The sequence below is a fragment of the Rhizobium sp. USDA 4016 genome, from assembly GCF_056279705.1.
This window is the reverse complement of sequence record NZ_JBWCCY010000003.1, coordinates 219,551-239,241: the sequence shown is the minus strand read 5'-3', so window position 1 is coordinate 239,241 and position 19,691 is coordinate 219,551. Positions and strand designations below refer to the sequence as shown.

The 19,691-nt window shown below is 55.7% G+C and carries 15 protein-coding genes and 6 pseudogenes; 10 read left to right on the top strand and 11 right to left on the bottom strand.

The features are described 5' to 3' along the window. Positions 1 to 256: 256 nt before the first annotated feature. The 4 genes from fcl to ACZ9DP_RS14190 all read right to left on the bottom strand — a co-directional run bounded on the left by fcl (position 257) and on the right by ACZ9DP_RS14190 (position 4,584). On the bottom strand, positions 257 to 1,201 hold the full coding sequence (gene fcl / locus ACZ9DP_RS14205) for a GDP-L-fucose synthase (RefSeq protein WP_476202542.1): 945 nt from the start codon (positions 1,199 to 1,201) through the stop codon (positions 257 to 259). Continuing rightward, entirely contained in the window at positions 1,201 to 2,271 is a 1,071-nt protein-coding gene (gmd, locus tag ACZ9DP_RS14200) for a GDP-mannose 4,6-dehydratase (protein WP_476202540.1), read from the bottom strand. The genes fcl and gmd overlap by 1 nt, the downstream gene beginning before the upstream one ends. Before the next feature lie 88 nt (positions 2,272 to 2,359). Continuing rightward, the gene (locus ACZ9DP_RS14195; RefSeq protein ID WP_476202538.1) at positions 2,360 to 3,403 is read right to left on the bottom strand and encodes a transposase; all 1,044 of its coding nucleotides are present in this window, start codon (positions 3,401 to 3,403) and stop codon (positions 2,360 to 2,362) included. Positions 3,404 to 3,576: 173 nt separating this feature from the next. Then, a complete protein-coding gene (locus tag ACZ9DP_RS14190) occupies positions 3,577 to 4,584 on the bottom strand; it encodes a nodulation protein NodZ (RefSeq protein WP_476202537.1) in 1,008 nt (335 codons plus the stop codon). A gap of 214 nt (positions 4,585 to 4,798) precedes the next feature. Between ACZ9DP_RS14190 and nodD2 the strand changes: the two genes are divergently transcribed. Further along, positions 4,799 to 5,722, top strand: coding sequence for a transcriptional regulator NodD2 (gene nodD2, locus ACZ9DP_RS14185; protein ID WP_476202535.1), 924 nt, complete (start codon positions 4,799 to 4,801; stop codon positions 5,720 to 5,722). A gap of 396 nt (positions 5,723 to 6,118) precedes the next feature. On the opposite strand, the pseudogene ACZ9DP_RS14180 reads toward nodD2, so the two are convergent. Beyond that, positions 6,119 to 6,302, bottom strand: a pseudogene (locus ACZ9DP_RS14180) (IS110 family transposase); the annotation flags it as partial. Between the two features lie 63 nt (positions 6,303 to 6,365). Here ACZ9DP_RS14180 and ACZ9DP_RS14175 point away from each other — a divergent pair. After that, a pseudogene (locus ACZ9DP_RS14175) lies at positions 6,366 to 7,528 on the top strand (IS110 family RNA-guided transposase). 303 nt (positions 7,529 to 7,831) lie between these two features. Here ACZ9DP_RS14175 and ACZ9DP_RS14170 read toward each other — a convergent pair. Then, positions 7,832 to 7,987: pseudogene (locus ACZ9DP_RS14170) on the bottom strand (IS110 family transposase); the annotation flags it as partial. Between the two features lie 346 nt (positions 7,988 to 8,333). On the opposite strand from ACZ9DP_RS14170, the gene ACZ9DP_RS14165 reads away from it, so the two are divergent. From ACZ9DP_RS14165 to ACZ9DP_RS14150, 4 genes and pseudogenes are all read left to right on the top strand, one after another. Further along, the gene (locus ACZ9DP_RS14165; RefSeq protein WP_476202534.1) at positions 8,334 to 10,823 is read left to right on the top strand and encodes a two-component system VirA-like sensor kinase; all 2,490 of its coding nucleotides are present in this window, start codon (positions 8,334 to 8,336) and stop codon (positions 10,821 to 10,823) included. Between the two features lie 338 nt (positions 10,824 to 11,161). Continuing rightward, positions 11,162 to 11,829 (top strand): annotated as a pseudogene (locus ACZ9DP_RS14160) (P-loop NTPase family protein); the annotation flags it as partial. Between the two features lie 221 nt (positions 11,830 to 12,050). Further along, positions 12,051 to 12,779 carry a two-component system response regulator VirG gene (virG, locus tag ACZ9DP_RS14155; RefSeq protein WP_476202532.1) on the top strand — a complete coding sequence of 243 codons (729 nt, stop codon included), beginning with the start codon at positions 12,051 to 12,053 and terminating at the stop codon, positions 12,777 to 12,779. A 180-nt stretch (positions 12,780 to 12,959) separates the two neighbouring features. Next, positions 12,960 to 14,053, top strand: a pseudogene (locus ACZ9DP_RS14150) (ISNCY family transposase); the annotation flags it as partial. 54 nt (positions 14,054 to 14,107) lie between these two features. Here the strand turns inward: ACZ9DP_RS14150 and ACZ9DP_RS14145 are convergent. Both ACZ9DP_RS14145 and ACZ9DP_RS14140 read right to left on the bottom strand, forming a co-directional pair. Beyond that, positions 14,108 to 14,290, bottom strand: a pseudogene (locus tag ACZ9DP_RS14145) (VirC2 family conjugal transfer protein); the annotation flags it as partial. Positions 14,291 to 14,292: 2 nt separating this feature from the next. Further along, on the bottom strand, positions 14,293 to 14,988 hold the full coding sequence (locus ACZ9DP_RS14140; protein WP_476202530.1) for a conjugal transfer ATPase VirC1: 696 nt from the start codon (positions 14,986 to 14,988) through the stop codon (positions 14,293 to 14,295). Positions 14,989 to 15,233: 245 nt separating this feature from the next. Between ACZ9DP_RS14140 and ACZ9DP_RS14135 the strand changes: the two genes are divergently transcribed. The 4 genes from ACZ9DP_RS14135 (at position 15,234) to ACZ9DP_RS14120 (ending at position 17,244) form a co-directional block, all read left to right on the top strand. Then, positions 15,234 to 15,428, top strand: a complete 195-nt coding sequence (locus ACZ9DP_RS14135; RefSeq protein ID WP_476202528.1) for a DNA mobilization endonuclease VirD1/MobC family subunit — start codon at positions 15,234 to 15,236, stop codon at positions 15,426 to 15,428. Continuing rightward, positions 15,337 to 15,561: a DNA mobilization endonuclease VirD1/MobC family subunit gene (locus ACZ9DP_RS14130; protein ID WP_476202527.1), complete on the top strand. Its 225-nt coding sequence runs from the start codon at positions 15,337 to 15,339 to the stop codon at positions 15,559 to 15,561. The genes ACZ9DP_RS14135 and ACZ9DP_RS14130 overlap by 92 nt, the downstream gene beginning before the upstream one ends. After that, entirely contained in the window at positions 15,536 to 15,676 is a 141-nt protein-coding gene (locus ACZ9DP_RS14125) for a DNA mobilization endonuclease VirD1/MobC family subunit (protein WP_476202525.1), read from the top strand. The genes ACZ9DP_RS14130 and ACZ9DP_RS14125 overlap by 26 nt, the downstream gene beginning before the upstream one ends. A 697-nt stretch (positions 15,677 to 16,373) precedes the next feature. Further along, a protein-coding gene (locus ACZ9DP_RS14120; protein ID WP_476202523.1) for an IS630 family transposase occupies positions 16,374 to 17,244 on the top strand; the annotation gives its coding sequence in 2 pieces (ribosomal slippage) (positions 16,374 to 16,679 and positions 16,681 to 17,244; 870 coding nt in all). Positions 17,245 to 17,300: 56 nt separating this feature from the next. Here ACZ9DP_RS14120 and ACZ9DP_RS14115 read toward each other — a convergent pair. Genes ACZ9DP_RS14115 through ACZ9DP_RS14105 form a run of 3 tightly spaced genes read right to left on the bottom strand, consistent with a single transcriptional unit; the run spans position 17,301 to position 19,434 of the window. After that, positions 17,301 to 18,197 carry a DMT family transporter gene (locus ACZ9DP_RS14115; protein WP_476202521.1) on the bottom strand — a complete coding sequence of 299 codons (897 nt, stop codon included), beginning with the start codon at positions 18,195 to 18,197 and terminating at the stop codon, positions 17,301 to 17,303. Further along, the gene (locus ACZ9DP_RS14110) at positions 18,194 to 18,973 is read right to left on the bottom strand and encodes a gamma-glutamyl-gamma-aminobutyrate hydrolase family protein (protein WP_476202520.1); all 780 of its coding nucleotides are present in this window, start codon (positions 18,971 to 18,973) and stop codon (positions 18,194 to 18,196) included. Before ACZ9DP_RS14110 ends, ACZ9DP_RS14115 begins: the two co-directional genes overlap by 4 nt. Continuing rightward, complete coding sequence (locus ACZ9DP_RS14105) at positions 18,973 to 19,434, bottom strand: PLP-dependent transferase (RefSeq protein WP_476202519.1); 462 nt, start codon at positions 19,432 to 19,434, stop codon at positions 18,973 to 18,975. Before ACZ9DP_RS14105 ends, ACZ9DP_RS14110 begins: the two co-directional genes overlap by 1 nt. Between the last annotated feature and the right edge of the window lie 257 nt (positions 19,435 to 19,691).

Below are 19,691 nucleotides of genomic sequence, written 5' to 3'. Positions count from 1 at the left end.
CCTTCGGACAAGGACAAAATGTACATTTCCGACCATCGGCGAGTTGGATTTCGGCGATTAGCCGCTTTGGTGAGGGTTGACGCGGGCAGCGCATCGACGACGTTCACGGCAGCGAGTATTGGGACGGACGGCGCGGAGGTCCGACAGGACTCCTCGCTCTAGCTGGCTCACATCGCCGATCGCGTGATCATCTCCGGCCAATATCTGCACCGCATCCCGAAAGCGCTCAGGCCCGAGACGCGGCAATCCCTTTTGTCTACCCCCGCTCGGCGTAGTCACCGTTGAGAAATGCATGATAGGCGTTCTCGATTCCTTCCATGAGACTAATCTTTGGAGCCCATCCCAAAGCGCGCAGCTTGTTAACGCTCATCAGCTTCCGCGGTGTGCCATCAGGCTTGGAGTGATCGTGCACGATCTCCCCAGTAAAGCCGACTACACGGCAGATCAGCCTAGTCAGCTCTAGGATCGTGATGTCTTGTCCGCAGCCTAGATTGACATGCTCATGACCAGAATAGTTCTTCAAGAGGAAGATTAGCGCATCGGCGCAGTCGTCGACGTGCAGGAATTCGCGCCGTGGCGTGCCCGTGCCCCAGATGGTGATTTGCTTACCACCCTTGAGCTTAGCTTCGTGTGCTTTCCGGATCAGCGCTGGCATGACGTGGCTTGACTGCAAGTCATAATTATCGCCTGGCCCGTAAAGATTGGTCGGCATAGCCGAGATGTAGTCGCGGCCATATTGCTGACGGTAGGCTTGGGCCAGTTTGATGCCGGCGATCTTGGCGACCGCGTACCATTCATTGGTTCGCTCCAATGGCCCGGTCAAGAGCGCGTTCTCAGGAATGGGCTGCGGTGCCATCTTCGGATAGATGCAAGACGAGCCGAGGAAGACAACGCGGTCGACGTTGTTATCGTGGGCTGCCGCGAAGACATTAGCCTCGATCATCAAATTGTCGTAAAGAAAGTCGACCGGAGAGGTGTCGTTCGCGAGAATACCGCCAACCTTGGCCGCCGCCATTATAATAGCGTCCGGGTTCATCATTGCCACGAAGTTCTCAACGTCGGTCTGCCGCTTGAGATCTAACTCTCCCCGGGAGGCGGCCACAACTTCGCAGTCTTCAGACGCGAGTCGGCGTACAACCGCACTGCCCACCATACCGTTGTGGCCCGCGACCCACACGATTTTTCCCTTCAGATCGTACATTATGCTTCCTTCATTAATACCGATGTCTGCATGATCTTGAGGTCTTCCCGCACCATTTCCGCGGCAAGCTCGCGCACGGATGTCTCATGCACCCAGCCGAGCTTTTCCTTCGCCTTGGTGGCGTCGCCCAAGAGAAGATCGACCTCCGTAGGGCGGAAGTAGCGTGGGTCTACCTGTACTAAGCATCTGCCGGTTTCGACATCGTAGCCCTTTTCGTCAACTCCCTCGCCACGCCATTCGAGCTTGACGCCGACGTCTTCGAAAGCCCATTCAACGAATTGGCGGACAGGGTTCGTCTTGCCCGTCGCTAGTACGTAATCATCCGGTTGATCCTGCTGCATCATCATCCACATTCCACGCACGTATTCACGCGCATGGCCCCAATCGCGTTGAGCATCGAGATTGCCGAGATAAAGCTTGTCCTGCTTGCCGAGATAGATAGCAGCGGCGGCGCGGGTGATCTTGCGCGTTACAAAAGTTTCCCCGCGCAGTGGGCTTTCATGATTGAAGAGAATGCCGTTGGAAGCGTGCATCCCATAGCCCTCGCGATAGTTGACCACGATCCAGTAGGCGTAGAGTTTGGCGGCGGCGTATGGGCTGCGCGGATAAAAGGGCGTCGTTTCGTTCTGCGGTACGGATTGCACGAGGCCGTAGAGTTCTGAAGTCGAAGCCTGATAGAAGCGGCTCTTGTCCTTCAGACCGAGGAGGCGGATCGCTTCAAGAAGTCGCAATGTTCCGATACCGTCGGCATTCGCTGTGTATTCCGGCGTTTCGAACGACACCTGGACATGGCTCTGAGCGGCCAAGTTGTAAATCTCGTCTGGCTGGGATTCCTGAACTACGCGGATCAGGTTAGTCGAATCAGTGAGGTCACCGTAATGCAAAATTAGGCGCGGATCGGGATCGTGCGGGTCTTGGTAGATGTCTTCGATGCGACCCGTATTGAAAGAAGACGAACGTCGCTTTATCCCATGAACGATGTAGCCTTTTTCCAAAAGAAGACGGGCAAGATAGGCACCATCCTGTCCCGTTATGCCCGTAACCAGAGCAACTTTCCTGTTCTCAACCATTTTCTTCCTGCTCTATTAACGTTGAAGTTTCGACTCTGACTCGCCACACAGCAGGCATCAAATTGTAGCCCGCCCCCATTTAGCAGCCCTATGGTAGGTTTTCGACAGTCCTGCTTGACGAAGAGCCCTTAATCTGATTGCCCGACGGCATGGGCATGGGCATGGGCATGGGCATGGTCACGGTGACCTTCTGCTCGACGCAGGTGAGCACCTCTTTGCTGTTGAAGTAACCGCGATCAGCCACAAACTCGAGATGGTCTGCCTCAAAGGCTTGCTTGCTGGCCTTGGCCATGTTTGCAAGGTGCGCCCGGTCGCTGCCGACATTGGTCACCTCACGGGCGACGATGAGGGGATGTTCGGTGTCGACTGCGGTCAGAGTGTTGTAACCGACCAAGCCTGAGCCTCGGCCGCTGGTCGTCATTGACCAGCTATCGGGATCGGTGAGCGATACCTGCTGGTCGGATGTTTCCAGCATCTCCTTTTCGATCTCCGTCAGCCGAACCATCTCCTGTCGAAGCCGTTCAAGCTTCTCCTGCAGGCGCTCGATCTTGGCGGCATGAATGTCGTCGGGCTCCTGCCTGTCGGCGCTGTCCATCTGGTGGAGATATCGGTGAACGCTCTCTTCGATCTTCGCCACGCGCCGCGCCAGCTTGCCCCTGATGAAGTTCCGGTGCCGGTTGTTGGCCGCCTTGAACTTGCTGCCGTCGATCGCAACACTCGGCTTGGCTAGAAGCCCTATCTCGCGGCACAGCCGCACAAAGCCGCTACAGACCCTCTTGATGGCACTACCGTTATCGCGGCGAAAATCGGCTATGGTCTTATGGTCAGGCACAGGACGCCCAACCAGCCACATCACCTCAATATTGCGTCCAGCTTCGCGTTCGAGGCGCCGGCTCGACTGGATTCGGTTCAGATAGCCGCAGATATAGAGCTTGAGCAGGATCGACGGATGATAACCTAGGCGCCCGGTATTGCTTGGCTCACAGCGCAAGAATCCGAGATCGGCGAGATTTAGCTCATCAACGAAGACCTCGACCACCCGAACTGGGCTATCCTCATGCACCCGGTCATCCAACTGCTCGGGAAGCAGTGTACCCTGGCTCCTCTCGACACCCTCGGTATACCGCTTCATGAAGCCTCTCGACTCATGTCAAAGGATATCATGTTCGGCGTTTTCACACAGCCTGGTTCACGACCGGGCATCTGTCACGTTCTCCCAACTAGCCGGGTAATCAAACAGATCTTGAGCTGCGCCAGTGGATATAACTTGCCTGTTACCCGTTCCGGAGGCTAGGCGTTGTCTGCCTAGATCTCGCATTGGCTAGCTTTCATCCGAAGCCGAAAATCCGGTTGTTTGATTAAGACCAATTGCCCAGGATTTCGCAGGTCGAATTCGATCACGTTCGGCGCAAAGAGACGAGCATAGCGCGAGAAGGCGCTGGTGGGGGGGAAGCGAATAACGGCATCGCACGACGCGAGAAGGTACATCTCGGCGAGTGCGGAGTATCCCCCTTCGGCTCCAAGCTCAGAGCAGTGCAATGGTCCGGCTTCGGCAGCTTTGAAACGCTTTGGGAGCGCCAACAGGCCGGGGAAAACAACAGCTAACTGATCCGATATCTGCTCGCTGTCAGTACACAAGAATATCTTAGCCGGTCTTGGATGTGGCAACGCTTCAGCCTTACGAACGGCGGCGCATATCTGACGTATGGCATGCTCCCGATCGACCCAATAAGGCGTGTGGTCCATGATATCCTCGCCATTGCCATGCCGAACATGAACGCCAATTATGCTGTGCCCTTTGAAATGTTCCGCTCGGAAAGCCTCAACGCGAGCCTGAATCGCAGGCTGCGGCCGAATACTTTGAAAAATTTGTCGCTCTGCCTCCTGGTCGCAGCGCCACATCAAACAAGCGTCACAGACAACTGTATTAGCGTTGGTATCGTCTTTAGCTTCAAACAGCTGAACTAGCTCGTCGCGCTCTTTGAACACTTGCTCATCCGGCCGGTAGACGCAGTTGAATCCCGCGCTGTTCCACCATGACGGGAAGAAAGGGCCTGGGAATGCTATTTCATTAATCTGCTCATCGCAAATTACTGGCACCCCACCAATCTCCTGAACCGGCTCAAAAAAAACAGGAAAGGCGTTGTTGAAAGGCTGGTCTAGATAACAGGACCCGCGCCAGTCGATTGCCAGCGTGCGGCCGGTCCGCTGTGCATAGCGCCAAGCCGCCGCTAATGACCAAAGACAATCGCCAAAGCCGGTGCGGCGTCGTGATATGACGAACCTATTTCTGTCGGAAACGTTCACAAGCATCCCAATTAACATTCTGCCGGCGACGCTGTTCCTAGCTGCGCTTGGCAAACGCCGGCGTCACTGCAAAGCATCCATCTACAACCAGCACGTCTTCTTGCACGCCGCTACACCTGGACCTCGGCGAGGCGTGCAAGCGGATCTATGCAGGAAGGTTTTGTACTGGTAAAATTGATTGTTTGGATGGAAAAGATCGATTGTTTGGATGTGAAGAAAGATGCGTTTCAAGGGCCTTGATTTAAACCTTCTCGTTGCGCTAGACGCGCTGACGACCGAGCGAAATCTCACTGCGGCGGCACGTAGTATCAATCTAAGTCAGCCCGCCATGAGTGCTGCCATTGGGCGGCTGCGTGATTATTTTCGCGATAACCTGTTCACAATGAATGGCCGCGAGCTTTGCCTCACACCGCGTGCCGAAGGACTGGCCTCGGCAGTGCGGGAAACCCTCTTGCAGATCCAGTGCTCAATCATCTCTTGGGAGCCTTTTAACCCCTCCAAGTCCGACCGACGCTTTAGAATTGTTCTTTCCGATTTTATGATGCTCGTATATTTCACTAAGGTCATTGAACGAGTTGCACGGGAAGCACCCGGCGTTAGCTTCGAGTTGCTGCCTCTCGACGATGATCCCTATGAGTTGCTCCGCCGCGGCGACATCGATTTCCTCCTCCTACCCGATTTCTTTCTATCGGGTGTGCACCCTAGCACGAAGCTGTTTACTGACAAATTAGTATGTGTCGGCTGTCCGACAAATGAGGACGTGCCTCCGGCACTCACACTCGAGCAATACGTTAGCATGGGGCATGTCGCGACTGTGTTCGGGCGCCTTTTGAAGCCTTCAATCGACGGGTGGTTCTTGCTCGAGAATGGGATCCAGAGGCGCGTGGAGGTCGTGGTCCAAGGCTTTAGCTTAATACCACCGGTCCTATGTGGCACGAACCGCATAGCAAACATGCCATCGCGATTAGTCGACTATTACAAAAATACGTTCCCTCTGCGCATCATCAAGCTCCCTTTACCGTTTCCTGTGTTCACCGAAGTTGTTCAATGGCCCGCACTTCATAACGGCGACCCTGGAAGCATCTGGTTTCGCGATATATTGGTTCAGGAAGCTTCGCGCATAATTTCCGCCGACGGCAGCTAGGATATGCTGGCCGACCCTGAAGGGGAACCCGTTGCGCACTCTCTTGGTGCCGAATCAGGGGTTGGAAGCAACCCGTTCCCGCGCCTATCGGGAGAATGACCAGGGTACAGCAGAAGAACGGCGCCATCGTTCGAACGGCTAGCTAGTGCCCGTCCACAAACGGTAAACCGCTGAAATTATTGGAGGAATCGCGATATTGCCACGGGCAAAGTCCGGCGGTTTCAGGTATACTTTAGATCAAGCTTCTGATTCTAAAGACAAACCCGTAACCGCCGGTGCCGACAATGCGCCAAGAACGCACCGTCCAATCCCGTATATTCGATCGTTTTGCCGGGCACGAGATCGGCCGTGAATTGAAAGGCATGTCTCCGTGGCTGGATGAGCATGGCGAGGTGAGCCAAGTGACGGAACCCAGACCGCGGTCAGTTTGCCCGCACGGTGCAGCCGCGCCAAGCTTACGACATCCCGGCCGGTTTGTCTTCACCCGGTCGCCCGCACCCCTGGGAACAAGCGATGGCGCCACTACCACGCAATCATGCCCCAGTTCGACAATCTGACGGTAAAGGCCGTAGCCCGTGGGAAGCGATCAGCGCTATGGCAAAGTGAGGTCGCTAAACACAAACACCCTACCTTGGAGGCAAGCATGCCCGTTGCAGCTCACCGATCCGAAGCGCCGACCACTATCCGGACTGATCTTGGCGCAATCTTCGTCTCGTTGGAACTCAGCCAATCGAAATGGCTAATCACCTCGCTGTCGCCGGGTGGTGGCGAGAAGATGTCTAAGCATGCGGTGGCGGCCGGCGACGTCGCCGGCATGCTGGCACCTTTTGCCGAACTCAAGAGGAAGGCGCGGGCGCGAACCGGGCGGTGCTTTCCGTTCATTGTCGTCCAGGAGGCTGGGCTCGACGGCCTCTGGATCCATCGGGTGTTGGAGGCCGAGGCGATCGAAAGTTACGTCGTTGATCCGGCCTCGATTGCAACCTCACGTCGGCGACGCCGGGCCAAGACCGACAGGATCGACGGCGAAGCGCTGGTCCGGGCGTTGCTCGCCTATCAGCGAGGCGAGCCGCGGGTATGTGCGATGGTCCGGGTGCCGACGCCCGAGGAAGAGGACCGCCGCCGCCTCTCGCGTGAGGCCACGCCTTGACGAACGAACGCGTGCGACACGTCAACCGTATCAAGGGCCTGCTGTTCAGCCAGGGTATCTCCGACTACGAGCCGCTGCGCCGCGATCGACGCACGCGACTGGAGGAACGTAAGACCGGCGACGGCCGTCCGCTGCCGGCACATTTGAAGGCGCAGATCGGCCGCGAACTCGATCGGCTGGAACTGCTGCTCGAGCAGATCAAGGCTGTCGAAGCCACCCGCGACGCCATGCTCGCTGCCACACACGCCGTCTCGCCAGCACCGGCGATGCTGCTCACCCTAAAAGGCATCGGGCCGGAGTTTGCCGCCGTGCTCTGGTCGGAGGGGCTGTCGCGTCACTTCGACAATCGACGACAGGTTGCCGCCTATGCCGGCCTCGCGCCGACACCCTGGCAGAGTGGCTCGGTCGATCACGACCAGGGCGTCTCGAAATCCGGCAATCCGAGGCTACGAACGACACTGATCCAGATGGCCTGGCTGTGGGTGCGTCATCAACCGCACGCGGTGCTCACCTTGTGGTTTAGAGACCGGGTCAAGCAGAACGGCGGCCGTCTCAAGAAGACGACCATCGTCGCGCTCGCCCGCAAGCTGCTCGTCGCGCTGTGGAAATACGTCAATGCCGGCGTCGTTATCGAGGGGGCACTCATAAAGACCGTCTGATCGGTTACCCGAACTGAATTCTGCAATCTTCCAGGACCCGATCAGTCCTGGCGGATCATGGTGGACGAACCGAACTTTTGTTTGGCTTGAAATGCCTGTCTCGTAGAATGGTCTCGTTCTCCTGAGCCTTGTCCGCCCGCAAGCGGGTGTTGGTGCCGCTGTTTCGAACAGCGACCGTATATAAGTTGGATTTGGCTTGGCAACGAGCCGCGTCGCGCAATCGGGGCTCAGACAGTGGATGCCGCAATAACTGACGGAGAGCAAAAAATGTCACCCTGACGACAGTTCCGTATTGACCCCCAGAAGCTTGGCTCCGCGCTTGGAAAGCTTGTTGATCATCGATGCCACCGACGCCGGCTCGGAAGAGATGTCGCCGAAAAGCCGCACCTCGCCAGTGCGGGATCCGTCGGCAATCGCCACCGAAATCTTCAATTTCGACGTATCCAAGCCGATGAAAATTACGCTATCGTCTTTCTTGGTTCGCCCTCGCTAAGCATGGGGCAAGGCTCCGGCCTATCCAGAGCAACCCCCGAATTCAGCTTACCGCGGGGGCGGGCCACGCTCACCCCGCGAACATACGGTCTAATCCATTCTGGAGGAAATTCTCATGGCAGGTCAAGGGTATTGGCTGATGTTGGTATTGGCAGGATATATTGCGTTGTCGCCTATCTTTGTTTGTGCATACGTTCACTTGTATGGTCGGCTCCTTGGAAAGTCCGTTGAGGCATAGATTGGTTCAGGAGATGTTACATTCGACACGCAATGTTATGGATGGACAGGTAAGTGGATGATTGGGAATCGTTTGTTGTCTACCCGCGAGCTTCTGCTCGATATCAAGTCCTGGGATGTTCTTATATTAGTAATTTGCATTATAATTTTAGTGGATTTGGACGCTGGATGGTGGCAAGACAACGAGAGCAACCAGGCGATTTTGACTGAGTTGCAATCTATAGACGTCGACTGTGCATCGCTGCAGCGGGACGTGTTGCGTGCTCGCGCCGGCATGTTGCGGAATTACCGCCCTCTTACTGTAGCTCTAGGGCGGGTACGAAAGAGCCTCGTAGATTTACATCAGCTCTTTAAAAAGGCAGGTCTTGAGGATGCCGGTGAACTCTCCGAACTGCTGGTACGGGTGAATTCGTCGGTAAATACGACTAACGCGGCGATCGCCGCCTTCGGGGCGCAAAATGTGTTCTTGGAAGATTCACTGGAGAGTTTTTATCACTCGCTAGGTTCGCTTCCGAGGTCCGCGAGTATTCGAGATTCGAAATTCGCAAAAGCGCCAGAGCTGGGCGATCTAATGCTACAGTTTTCGTTTCGACCAGACACAGCGCTTGCACTACAGGTTGCTCAAGGCCTCGACCGACTTCAGACAACGACGGACGGGGATCAGGTCGCTATTCAGCAGATTGTTCGCAACGGAAGGGCTGTCCTGGCTCTAGTGCCGCGGATAAATGACACGGTAAAGATGATCCAGGCATCTGACATGGTCGACAACGCTAAGAAGTTGCAAGACGCTTACTTAGCAGCTTACAGCCTGGTCAACGCGAGCGAGCAGCGGGTACTGATTTTTCTCGGTGTTGTTTCAATTTGCTTCTGCTTTTTTACAATCATTTTGGTTCACAGGTTGCGTCGGCAAACCGAAAGGTTGACGAGACGTTTGAATTTTGAAGAAGTAATCAAGAAGATTGGGGTTTGCTTCGAAGAAGCTACAGAAACAAAGCCGTCGCTGAAATCCTCCACGGAAGCGGCGCTGGGAGTTATTGAGCATTTTTTTGAAGCTGATCAGTGCGGGCTGGCATTAGTGGACGTTACTGAGAATGAAATTGTCGAGACCTTTGCTGCCAGCGCTCCTCCACCTGTTTGGAACGAGATAAGGGGAAGTGAAATTGTTTCTCTGGTCCAGGCTGAGGAGTGCGGGCCGGTCTTTCGAGGCTACCGCGTCCGAACGGCAAGCTGCTTCGTTGACGACACAAGCTGCCGTTGGATGTTGCTTGGGTTCAAGGTATCCGATCGGGTAGTTGCTGTTTTCGGCGTGGGGTTCGATCGAGACCACATGGAGCCCTCTTCGAGTGAAGTTCAACTTATGGAGCTGGCGGCTGCATGTGTTAGCCATTACGCGGCCATTCGGCGCAAACAAACGCAGCGAGACATTCTGGAGCGGCGTTTGAAACACGCGGAACGCCTTAACGCTGTCGGAACGCTGGTAGGAGGCATAGCGCATGAATTCAACAACATTCTAGGGGCGATTCTCGGCTACGCTGAAATGGCGCACAATATTCTGCGTCGTCGCACTCACGGTCGACAGTACATCGATCATATCATATCGCAAGGAAATCGAGCGAGGCTTATGACCGATCAGATCCTTGCGCTTAGTCGAAAAAGGGAACGAATAGCGAAGCCGTTCAGTCTATCCGAGTTGGTGTTGGAGATAGCACCGTCGTTACGTGTTGCGCTGCCTTCAGGCGTAGAGCTCAATTTCAACACTCAGAGCGGACAGACGGTCATCGAAGGGAATCCGCTTGAGATTGAGCAGATACTGATGAACCTGTGCAAGAACGCCGCCGAAGCCTGCTTAGGTTCCGGACGTGTTGAGGTCAGCGTGTGCCGATCTGTTGTAAATACACACAAGATACTCGCGAACGGCTCAATTCCGGCGGGCGACTACGTTCTCCTTTCCGTCGAGGATAACGGAGTAGGCATAGCCGAAGCCGTGTTGCCTCATGTTTTTGAGGCTTTTTTTACCACGCGCGCCCGCAGCGGCGGCACGGGGCTCGGTCTTTCCACAGTGCACGGCCACGTCAGCGCCCTGGCGGGCTATGTCAATATTATCTCGACCGTGGGGAGAGGTACGCGCTTCGAAATTTACCTGCCACGCTCGCCAAAGCACCCAGCGACGCTGGAAAGCTTTTGGGGACCTGTGAAACTGCCGCTTGGCAGCGGGCAAATTGTCGCCGTAGTTGAGCCCGATGCAGTGACGCTGGAGATGTATGAGGACAAGATCGCGGCGCTGGGATATGAGCCCGTCGGGTTCAAGACATTCAAAAGCCTGAGTGACTGGGTTTCGTCAGCCAAGGGAGCCGATCTAATTCTGGCGAACTACTTGTCTTTTCTGGAGGGAGAGCGTGCGGGCGTCTTGCCCGCTGCGTTGGAAAAAGTGCCGATAATAATCATTGGAGAGGACGAAATTAACATGCCGCTGTTGGGCGATGACGAAGCGTCTGCCCACTTTCTGCAAAAGCCGGTGTCGTCCAAAACTCTTGCCTATGCAGTTCGCACCAAGATCAGAAACTGAACCAACAGGTAGTTCAAATACCGGATCCGACAGAACAAGTAGCGATCCATCCTCGAATCCCGGCGCGCGCTGATACGACGCGGTTCCCAGCCATTTCCGCTGAAATCCTTCGCTGCACCGCGAAGATGCGAAGATTTAGGTCTGATGGTTTGATGCGCGCGACGAGCTCTTCGTCGTCGAAGCTGCCGAGGAAGTCGTTCCATCGACGGTCGATCGTGAGCGCGACGGACGCCCCACCTTTCCTTTTGTGATTTCGTCGGATCGAGGTGATCACCGGTCGGCGCCAGTGGCGGAATTGGACTGATGAGGAGAAGGCACGGATTCTGGCGGAGATCTTTTATGATGATCTCGAAGACATTGCCATTTTAGCGGGTGCGTTGCGCAAGCAAGACGTCGGCCCGCGCAGCCCTCTTTGCGCCACGGAACTCCCAGGTGGGGAGCGGATGCAATCTGTTTACCGCCAACGGTACGGTCGGGCACTGTGAGCTTGACGATTCGCCGGCCAAGCGGGGCTTGGCGAAGTCTCGACTCGTTACGATGCTCCAAGGTGGAATCAATGGCAGACGCGAAAACAGCGGCAAGATCAGCAGGACGAAGTTATACTTCAACACTATGACAACGGGGATTTGGAGGCCTTCCTGCACGCATGCGTCGTTGGTCGGTTAACGGTCCTGCTGTGCGGACCCATCGGGAGTGGCAAAGCAACAGTTGAGCAAGACCTTGATCAGCGCCGTTGCGCCAAAAAAAGGCTGATTGCGATTGAAGATACCCTAGAACTTGTTATTCCACATGAGAATCACGTCAGACTACTTTTCGCTGGTGAAAAGCAGCGCCCAGGGGCCCAACTTGGAAGATCGCACGCTGATCGACATGCTCGCAACGGCAGTTGATGTCATCATCCCCTTCCGAGCCTACGGTGAATGTGCACGAGGTGGGCGAAATATGGCTGGCGGCCGATGCGCGTCGGCGCGGCGAGACGATAGGGGATCTTCTCACCCAGCATTAGTTGTGATCTGTACCGCAATATACACGCGAGACATGTTATCGACTACATTTGTAGCGATCCCTACCGCACTTTGTCATCAAATTGAAACAGCCCCTTCGCATTTTCGTCATGCAGGATTCAGCCGAAATTTTTACCGAACTGCCGTTTATGACAGAGAACTGCGTGCATCGATCGTGTTGGACTCCAAGTGGCTATCAGACTACTAGAATGAAGGTGAACTGTTGAAACACGTTCTTGTCATCGATGACGACGACGCGATGCGCCATCTGATCATTGAGTATCTTACGATCCATGCTTTTAAGGTCACCGGGGTAGCAAATAGCCAACAGTTCAACCGCATACTCTCGACTGAAATGGTCGATGTTGTCGTCGTTGACCTCAACTTGGGTCGTGAAGACGGGCTCGAGATAGTTCGCAAACTAGGCACAAAATCCGATGTTCCTATTATTATCATCAGCGGCGGTCGGCTTGAGGAGGCGGACAAGGTTATTGCGCTCGAACTAGGAGCAACTGACTTTATTTCCAAGCCGTTTGGAACACGCGAATTTTTAGCGCGCATCCGTGTTGCGTTGCGTTCGCGGCAAAACGTGGTGCGAACGAAGGATCGACGGTCGTTTCATTTCGGTGACTGGACACTTAATCTCAGGCAACGCCGTTTGACGTCCGGACACGGTTGTGAGGTGAAACTTACCGCAGGTGAGTTCAATCTTTTCGTTGCTTTCCTGGAAAAGCCAGGCGATGTCCTCTCCCGTGAGCAGCTTCTGATCGCCAGTCGAGTGCGCGATGAGGAAGTGTATGACAGAAGTATTGATGTTCTCATTTTGAGGCTGCGCCGGAAGCTTGAGCAGGATCCAGCAAACCCTAAGTTGATTAAAACAGCGAGGGGCGCCGGTTATTTTTTTGACGCGGATGTGGATGTCGCGTACGGGGGTACAGAATGTGCTGACTGATTTGCTTGTAGCCACACATTGTCCTCCATCGCTGCTAGCTAGTGCCCGTCCATAAACGGTAAACTGCTGAAATTATTGTAGGAATCGCGATATCTCCGCGGGCAAAGCCCGGCGGTTTCAGGTATACTTTAGATCAAGCTACTGATTCTAAAGACAAACCCGTAACCGCCGGAGCCGACAATGCGCCAAGAACGCACGGTCCAAGCCAGTGTATTCGATCTTTTCGCCGAACACGAGATTGGTCGTGAACTGAAGGCGATGTCGCAATGGCTGGATGAGCATCGCGATCTGCTCGGGCTGGTGACGCGGGACCTGCGCCGGCATGGTCTGAAGGAGACCGGTCGCGAGGGGCTGCCGGCCGAGGCTGTGCTGCGCTGCGCGCTGCTCAAGCAGCATCGCCAGTTGAGTTATCAGGAACTGGCCTTCCATCTCGAAGACTCCGCCTCGTTTCGGGCCTTTGCCCGGCTGCCGTGGGGGTGGAATCCGAAGAAGTCGGCCTTGCACAAGACGATCAGCGCGATCCGGGCGCAAACCTTTGAAAAGATCAACCAGGTGCTACTGGCGAGCGCCCGGCAGGAGAGGCTGGAAAGTGGCAAGGTCGTGCGTGTGGACAGCACCGTCACGGCCGCACTGATCCACGAGCCGAGTGACAGCAGCCTGTTATGGGACGCTGTCCGGGTGATGGTGCGGCTGTTGCAGCAGGCCGATGCACAGGGTCGTGCCATCCCATGGCATGACCACCGTCGCGCGGCAAAGAAGCGGGCTCGGGCGATCGAATATACCCGCGGCCGCCCGAAACGGATCAAGCACTACCGCGAACTGCTCAAGATCACGCGCACGACCTTGAGTGATCTGCAGCAGGCGAGTGAACAGTTGCCCCTGGCGACGGGCCCGGGCGGCGAACTGTGGCAGGCCCAGCACCGCCACTACCGGCCGCTGATCGAGCGGATCATCGCCCAGACCGACGGCGGGTCCTGGCCGGGGAGCCGGTCCCGGCCGGCGAGAAGCTGGTGAGCCTCTTCGAGCCGCATGCCGACATCATCGTCAAGGGCAGCCGCGACGTCGACTACGGCCACAAACTCAATCTGACCACCGGCAGAAGTGGACTGATCCTCGACCTCGTCATCGAAGCCGGCAACCCGACCGACAGCGAGCGCTTCTTGCCGATGCTGGAACGCCACATCGCTTTTTACGGCGAGCCGCCGCGTCAGGCCGCGGCCGACGGCGGCTATGCCAGCCGCGAAAATCTGAGTGGAGCCAAAGCCCGCGGCATACTTCTCTGGAGCTGTAGGCGAGCTAAGAGCATCCACCGTAACCATCGGTTGCTGATCGGGGGCTCTTATGATGTCTGGTGATGGCTGGCGTAGTGGAGGCTTGCCGGCATTCCCGGGCAACTGCGATAGAGCCGATTTCTGGGCCCCCTCACGTAAGGAACATCGTACGATTTCGGTTCGAGCAATGGCAAGCTGCCTCGCCTCCGCTACTGACAAAACGGGTTTGCGGATCCCCATCTTTAAGCCTCCAAGGCATTGCCAATCAATTTGGAGAGGGTGATGAGTTCATCCATTGCAATCCTGAGATTCCGCTCGAGAAGGCGCATCGTCGGATCGACCCTCATATTCAGCAGTGTGAGATGCAGCATGCCCCTTTCTCTCATCGCAGCGAATGCATCTCTCTCGTGCATAGGCGATGGAACAACTGGGAGGCACTCGAGCATGTCTGACAGCGCTCTCTGAGATGTAGTGAGCCGACCGACCGGCACACGTTGGCGCAGTACGGCCGTTGGAATTGTCAAATTTTCGCTCAACAACAGCTCAATCACGTAGAGGTAGGTTGAAAGGGCTTCATCGACATCGAGCGGCGTTAACATTGTCGGAATCAGAAGCAGGCTTGAGCTGGCAATGATTGTGTTGTTGAGCTCGCTCGAACCACCACGGGTATCGGCCAGCGCATAATCGAACCCCTGCCGCTCGGCCTCATCATAGGCTGCTTCCAGTAGCGACATTTCCTCCGCCCCATAAACTTCGCAGAGAGAGTCCCAAGTGTTGCTTCGTAAGGCGTTTTCTTTCCATCGCGTAAGTGGCCGGTTCTCGTCCGTGTCAAATAGAGCCACTCGCCGACCGTTGCTTGCGAACGCGGCACAAAGCCCCATGAGGGCCGTTTTTTTCCCGGCACCTCCTTTGAATGAGCTAAATGTCAGAAGTTTCATGTCTTTGTCCTGCGATTCCGGTGAAACGAACATCCTTTACCTGAATATAGTCTCGTATATCATAGATAAAATTGTGATTAATTCACTTTATACTTTACTTCAATTGAAATTTGGTTACAGATGTAACCGAATTAAATGTATTACGGCCATATTATTCTTGATTACGTCTAATTCCGCGGCTTATTCTCCGTCCATGCCAACGCGGTCTTCCGCGGAAGATTTCTCATTTTTCAATAGAGGAAGCTATGTCGCAAGGCAGCAAACATGTTTCAATTGATGTCGATCCACGTGAAAGCGGGGAGGTTAAGGGTTTCAAGGTCGTTAGTGCCCGGCTAAGATCGGCCGAGTATGAAAGTTTTTCCCGCCAGGCACGATCGCTTGGGCTTTCCGACAGCATGGCCACGCGCCGTCGAGATTCGTCGCATTGGCGGCTTTCTTGAAATTGATGCTGAGGCTCGTCACAAAATGGAGGCAACGCTTCATTCAATAGGAGCGCTCTCAAGCAACATTGCCGCGGCTCCTGTCTGCGTATGCGGAAAATCCGGAAATGGATATGGAGGCCCTGCAAGCTGAACGCGTCGTTTTCGGTATGGCTTTCGCTGACCTCGACGGATTGCTCCGTTCCATTTTGTCCGTATCTCGAAGATGGATAGATGGGTGCTCAATGCTAAAAGATGCTTTGCACTAGTTTGGAGCGTGCGGCATGCCCGATCGAGCTCAGGTTGTAATTCGCATGGCGCCAAACGGGGGGCCAAAACCTTCAACAAATTATCAATCAGTGTGAATATCTCTCGCGTAAGGGTGAGCTAGACTATAGCCTAGAGCCCAGCGCGTCATCGAGCTCGAGCCGGCCATGCCGCTCAAGGCAGGTAACAATACAGGTGTCAACGGTTTGAGGCGTTTGGAACACAGCCGCTCCGAGGCCACAACACGATGAGCGCCTCACGGCACATCGCTGCCATAACGAAGGCTGTTACTCTTGTTACCAGATGACCTCTTCTCACGACTCGCCAGAACCCGGATCGCATGCTTGCGATGATAGCCGGTCACTGCCACGAACTCATCCATGATGGGGCGCTTGTCGCTTCGACTTCCCAATCGATACCGTTCGACGATTGCTGACACCAGCTCCGATCGTGTCGCCATACTGATCCGCCTCGCCACCCTCCGAACCGGGACAGCGCACCATGGCCATCCAAGTCGGAGCATCGACACTATCGGTAACATTTTGCCTGAGGCAATGCGCGGGGTCAGTTTTTCATTTCGCCCGACATACTAGAGCATCGCTCCTGAATTGGGAATCGCGAGGTGTTTCCTTGGCATTCTGGTTGTGATTCACTTCAGTTGGATCTCATTCTGCCGATCTTCGCCAGCGCGTCGTCGCCATGGTTTCCAGCGGCCAGTCACGGCGAGCCGCAGCCCGCCATTTCGGTGTCAGCAACAGCTCTGCAATCAAGCTGCTCCAGCGCCGTGAGCGCACCGGCACTATAGCTCCGGCACGACAAGGCAGACCACCAGGCAGGGGAAAGCTGTCGGCCTATCGCGATTTTCTGGTCGCGCAGGTCGAGGAGAAGCCGGATATCACCATGCCGGAACTGGCGCGGCGTCTTGAGGAAAAACATGGTGTCCTTGTCCCGCCATCGTCCTTGTCCCGCTTTCTGATATTGCAGGGCTTCACATATAAAAAAACAGCTGATGGCGTCGGAACGCGCACGCGCGAAGATCCGTCAGCATCGTGATTTTTGGATTGGAAAACGCCTGCCCAGAATGCGGCTCGAACCGCATCGGCTTGTTTTTCTGGATGAAACTTCTGTGAACACAAAGATGGTGCGACTGCGCGGCCGCTGTGCACGCGGAGAGCGCCTGGTCATGGACGCGCCGTTCGGCCACTGGGGCACACAAACCTTCGTCGCGGGCTTGCGATGCTTCGGACTGACCGCGCCTTGGATCATCGACCGGCCGATGAACCGCGCCATTTTTGATACCTATGTCGAGACGCAACTTGCTCCGACACTCGATCGAGGCGACGTCGTAGTTCTTGACAACCTTGCTGTTCACAAAAGTGCCAAAGCTGCAGGTGTCCTCAAAGAGGCGGGGGCTTGGTTCCTCTTCTTGCCTGCCTACAGCCCCGATCTCAACCCGATCGAAATGGCTTTCTCGAAAGTCAAAGCCCATCTGCGAGCCGCCGCAGCCAGAACTTTCGACGCCCTCTCACACGCACTTGGATCAATCTGTAATCTTTTCGACATAGCTTAATGTCGAAACTATTTCACCGCTGCCGGATATGGGTTCGATTAATCGTACGATGCTCTCTAATCGGTCGCGTCAGCGTCAATACTGGCGCCCCGGTCGGGCAGGGACATCATCAGCGCGCCCAAAATGATAGCGATTGCAGCGAATATACCTGTATCGGTCAGCCATTCGCCGAAGAAAAAAGCCGCAAAGAGTGCAGAGAAAAGTGGTTCACTCGATTCGATAACCTGCGTTTTATACGCTTCGATATGATTAAGAGCCAGGATCGTACAGTAGAATCCGCAAAGCGATGGAATGATCCCCAACGATAACAAGCTTGGGTATGCGCCAACCGGAGGCATCGGTGCCCCATCCCAGACGTAGGGGACGGCAAGCATCGCAAAACCGAAAGCCAGAAACCACCAGAAGCTCTCCAACGATGAAGACAGCTTGAAGAGTTTCCAGGCGAAGATGAAGCTCGCATATCCTATGCCCGCGATGAGCGCAAACCCGATGCCAAGGCCGCTTCCGATTGCCGTACCATCACGACAGATCAGGAAATAGCCGCCGAAGAACACCATCAGCATTGCAAGTATTCTTCGTGCGGTGATTTTCTCTTTGAGAATGAGGATATCCAGCAGGATCGCGACGAGCCCGCCTGCGAAAACCAATATTTCTACCAGCGGAATGCTCGCATAGGCAAACGCCTGGATCCCAAGCGCCGAGCAGATGGCGATTTTCCAGGAGCCTCGTAAGGCTCTCAGCAGACGGTTAATGCCATTCGGCGTGAGAATGATGATGATCGTGACCAAGGAAAGCGCAATACCGCATCGCCAGAATGCAACGGTTGTGTGGTCCAGGCCCTCATTGAAAGCTTTGCGCGAGAGAACGCCCACTGTACCGTTCGACAGAGCTGCCAGGAGGGCGAAACCAGCTCCAAAGGTGCGGGACAGATTTGAGTTTCGATTTTTTTTCATTTTGTCGCCTTTTGATGCCTGCGACAGGCCTCGCCGAATTCCTGGAACATCTCGCGGCTGAGCGGGTCTGTATTGCAATGCCATTCGGGATGCCATTGTAAAGCGGCGGCAAACGTACTCGCACGCCTTACGGAGACTGCCTCGATCACGCCATCCACGCATCGCGCGTCGACAACCAGCGCATCTGCAAGTCTGGCAATCCCCTGTTTGTGCAGGCTGTTGACTAGCACCGGGCCCTGCCGCATGCGTTGAATGCAGCGCGCGATGACGCCGTCGCCTTCGGCTATGATCTCCTGCCTGGGAGCGAATTGTAAATCGCGTAGAAGCGAGAGATCTTCTGTATGTGTATGCCGACCCTCGCCGCTTGATATGTCGCTTGCCAGTGTGCCGCCGAGGGCGACGTTGAGTTCTTGCAGCCCACGGCAGATCCCAAGCAGAGGAATCTCCAGTGAGAGAGCGGCGCCGATCAGGGCCAGAGTTGTCCGATCCCGCTCCGGATCCAGCGTGTCTGAAGGCGCCCCGGCTTCGCCATACAGTGAAGGCGCGACATTTGAACCCGCTCCGGTCAGCAGCACGCCGTTCAGGACCGATAAGATTGCCCTGATGTCCCGTGCCGAAAGGCCCGTGGGGATTGCGAGCGGTACGACGCCCGCAATGTTATGCAAGGCCTCAAGATAGCGCACGCGTAGGGTATCCAGTGCAACCCCGTCTTCAATCCGGCGGTCGCAAACGACGCCGACAACGGCCGACCCGCCGTCAACTGCGGTCCTCGCCATCAAATACCTTCGAAGGCTTGCGCGATATCGCTGACAATGTCTTCGATGTATTCAAGTCCGACAGAGATCCGGATGGAGCCGTCTCGAACGCCTGCCGCAAGGCGAGCCTTCGGCGAAACCGACGCATGTGTTGTCGAAGCTGGGTGGGTCGCGAGCGTCCTCGCATCCCCGATATTAGCGGCATGATAGGCCAGCCTTAGACGCTCGATGAATCGGCGACCGGCCTCGGTCCCGCCGGCGATCTCAAAAACCAGCATTGGACCGCCGTGGTCGCCCATGTTCTGCTGAGCGCGACGCTTATGAACGCCCTCACCGAGGGATGGATGTGTAACGGCGAGAACCTTTGGGTGCATCTTGAGAAATTTGGCGAGGTCGTAGGCGTTGCTACAATGTCTCGGCATTCGCAGCGGCAAAGTCTCCAACCCCTGGGCCGGCAGGCGATGATTAGACAGATCATTCATAGGTGTTGTGCCCTTATCATATGTAGGCGGCGTTAGACCCTTCAAAGCCTGCAGGTATCCCAGAGCATCTTGCTGTCCTTTACACCAAGGCGATCGGAATCGTCACGACGGTCAGGGAAGCGTGGCGCGTACACCCGGGATGGTCTGCCGGCCGGTATGGAACCCGCAGGCGAGGGCGGAAGTTGTCCGGCCCTCGGCGAGGCGGCCAATGTGACGATCGCCAATTCGGCGAGCCTGGTCGTGGTGGGCCTCCTCCT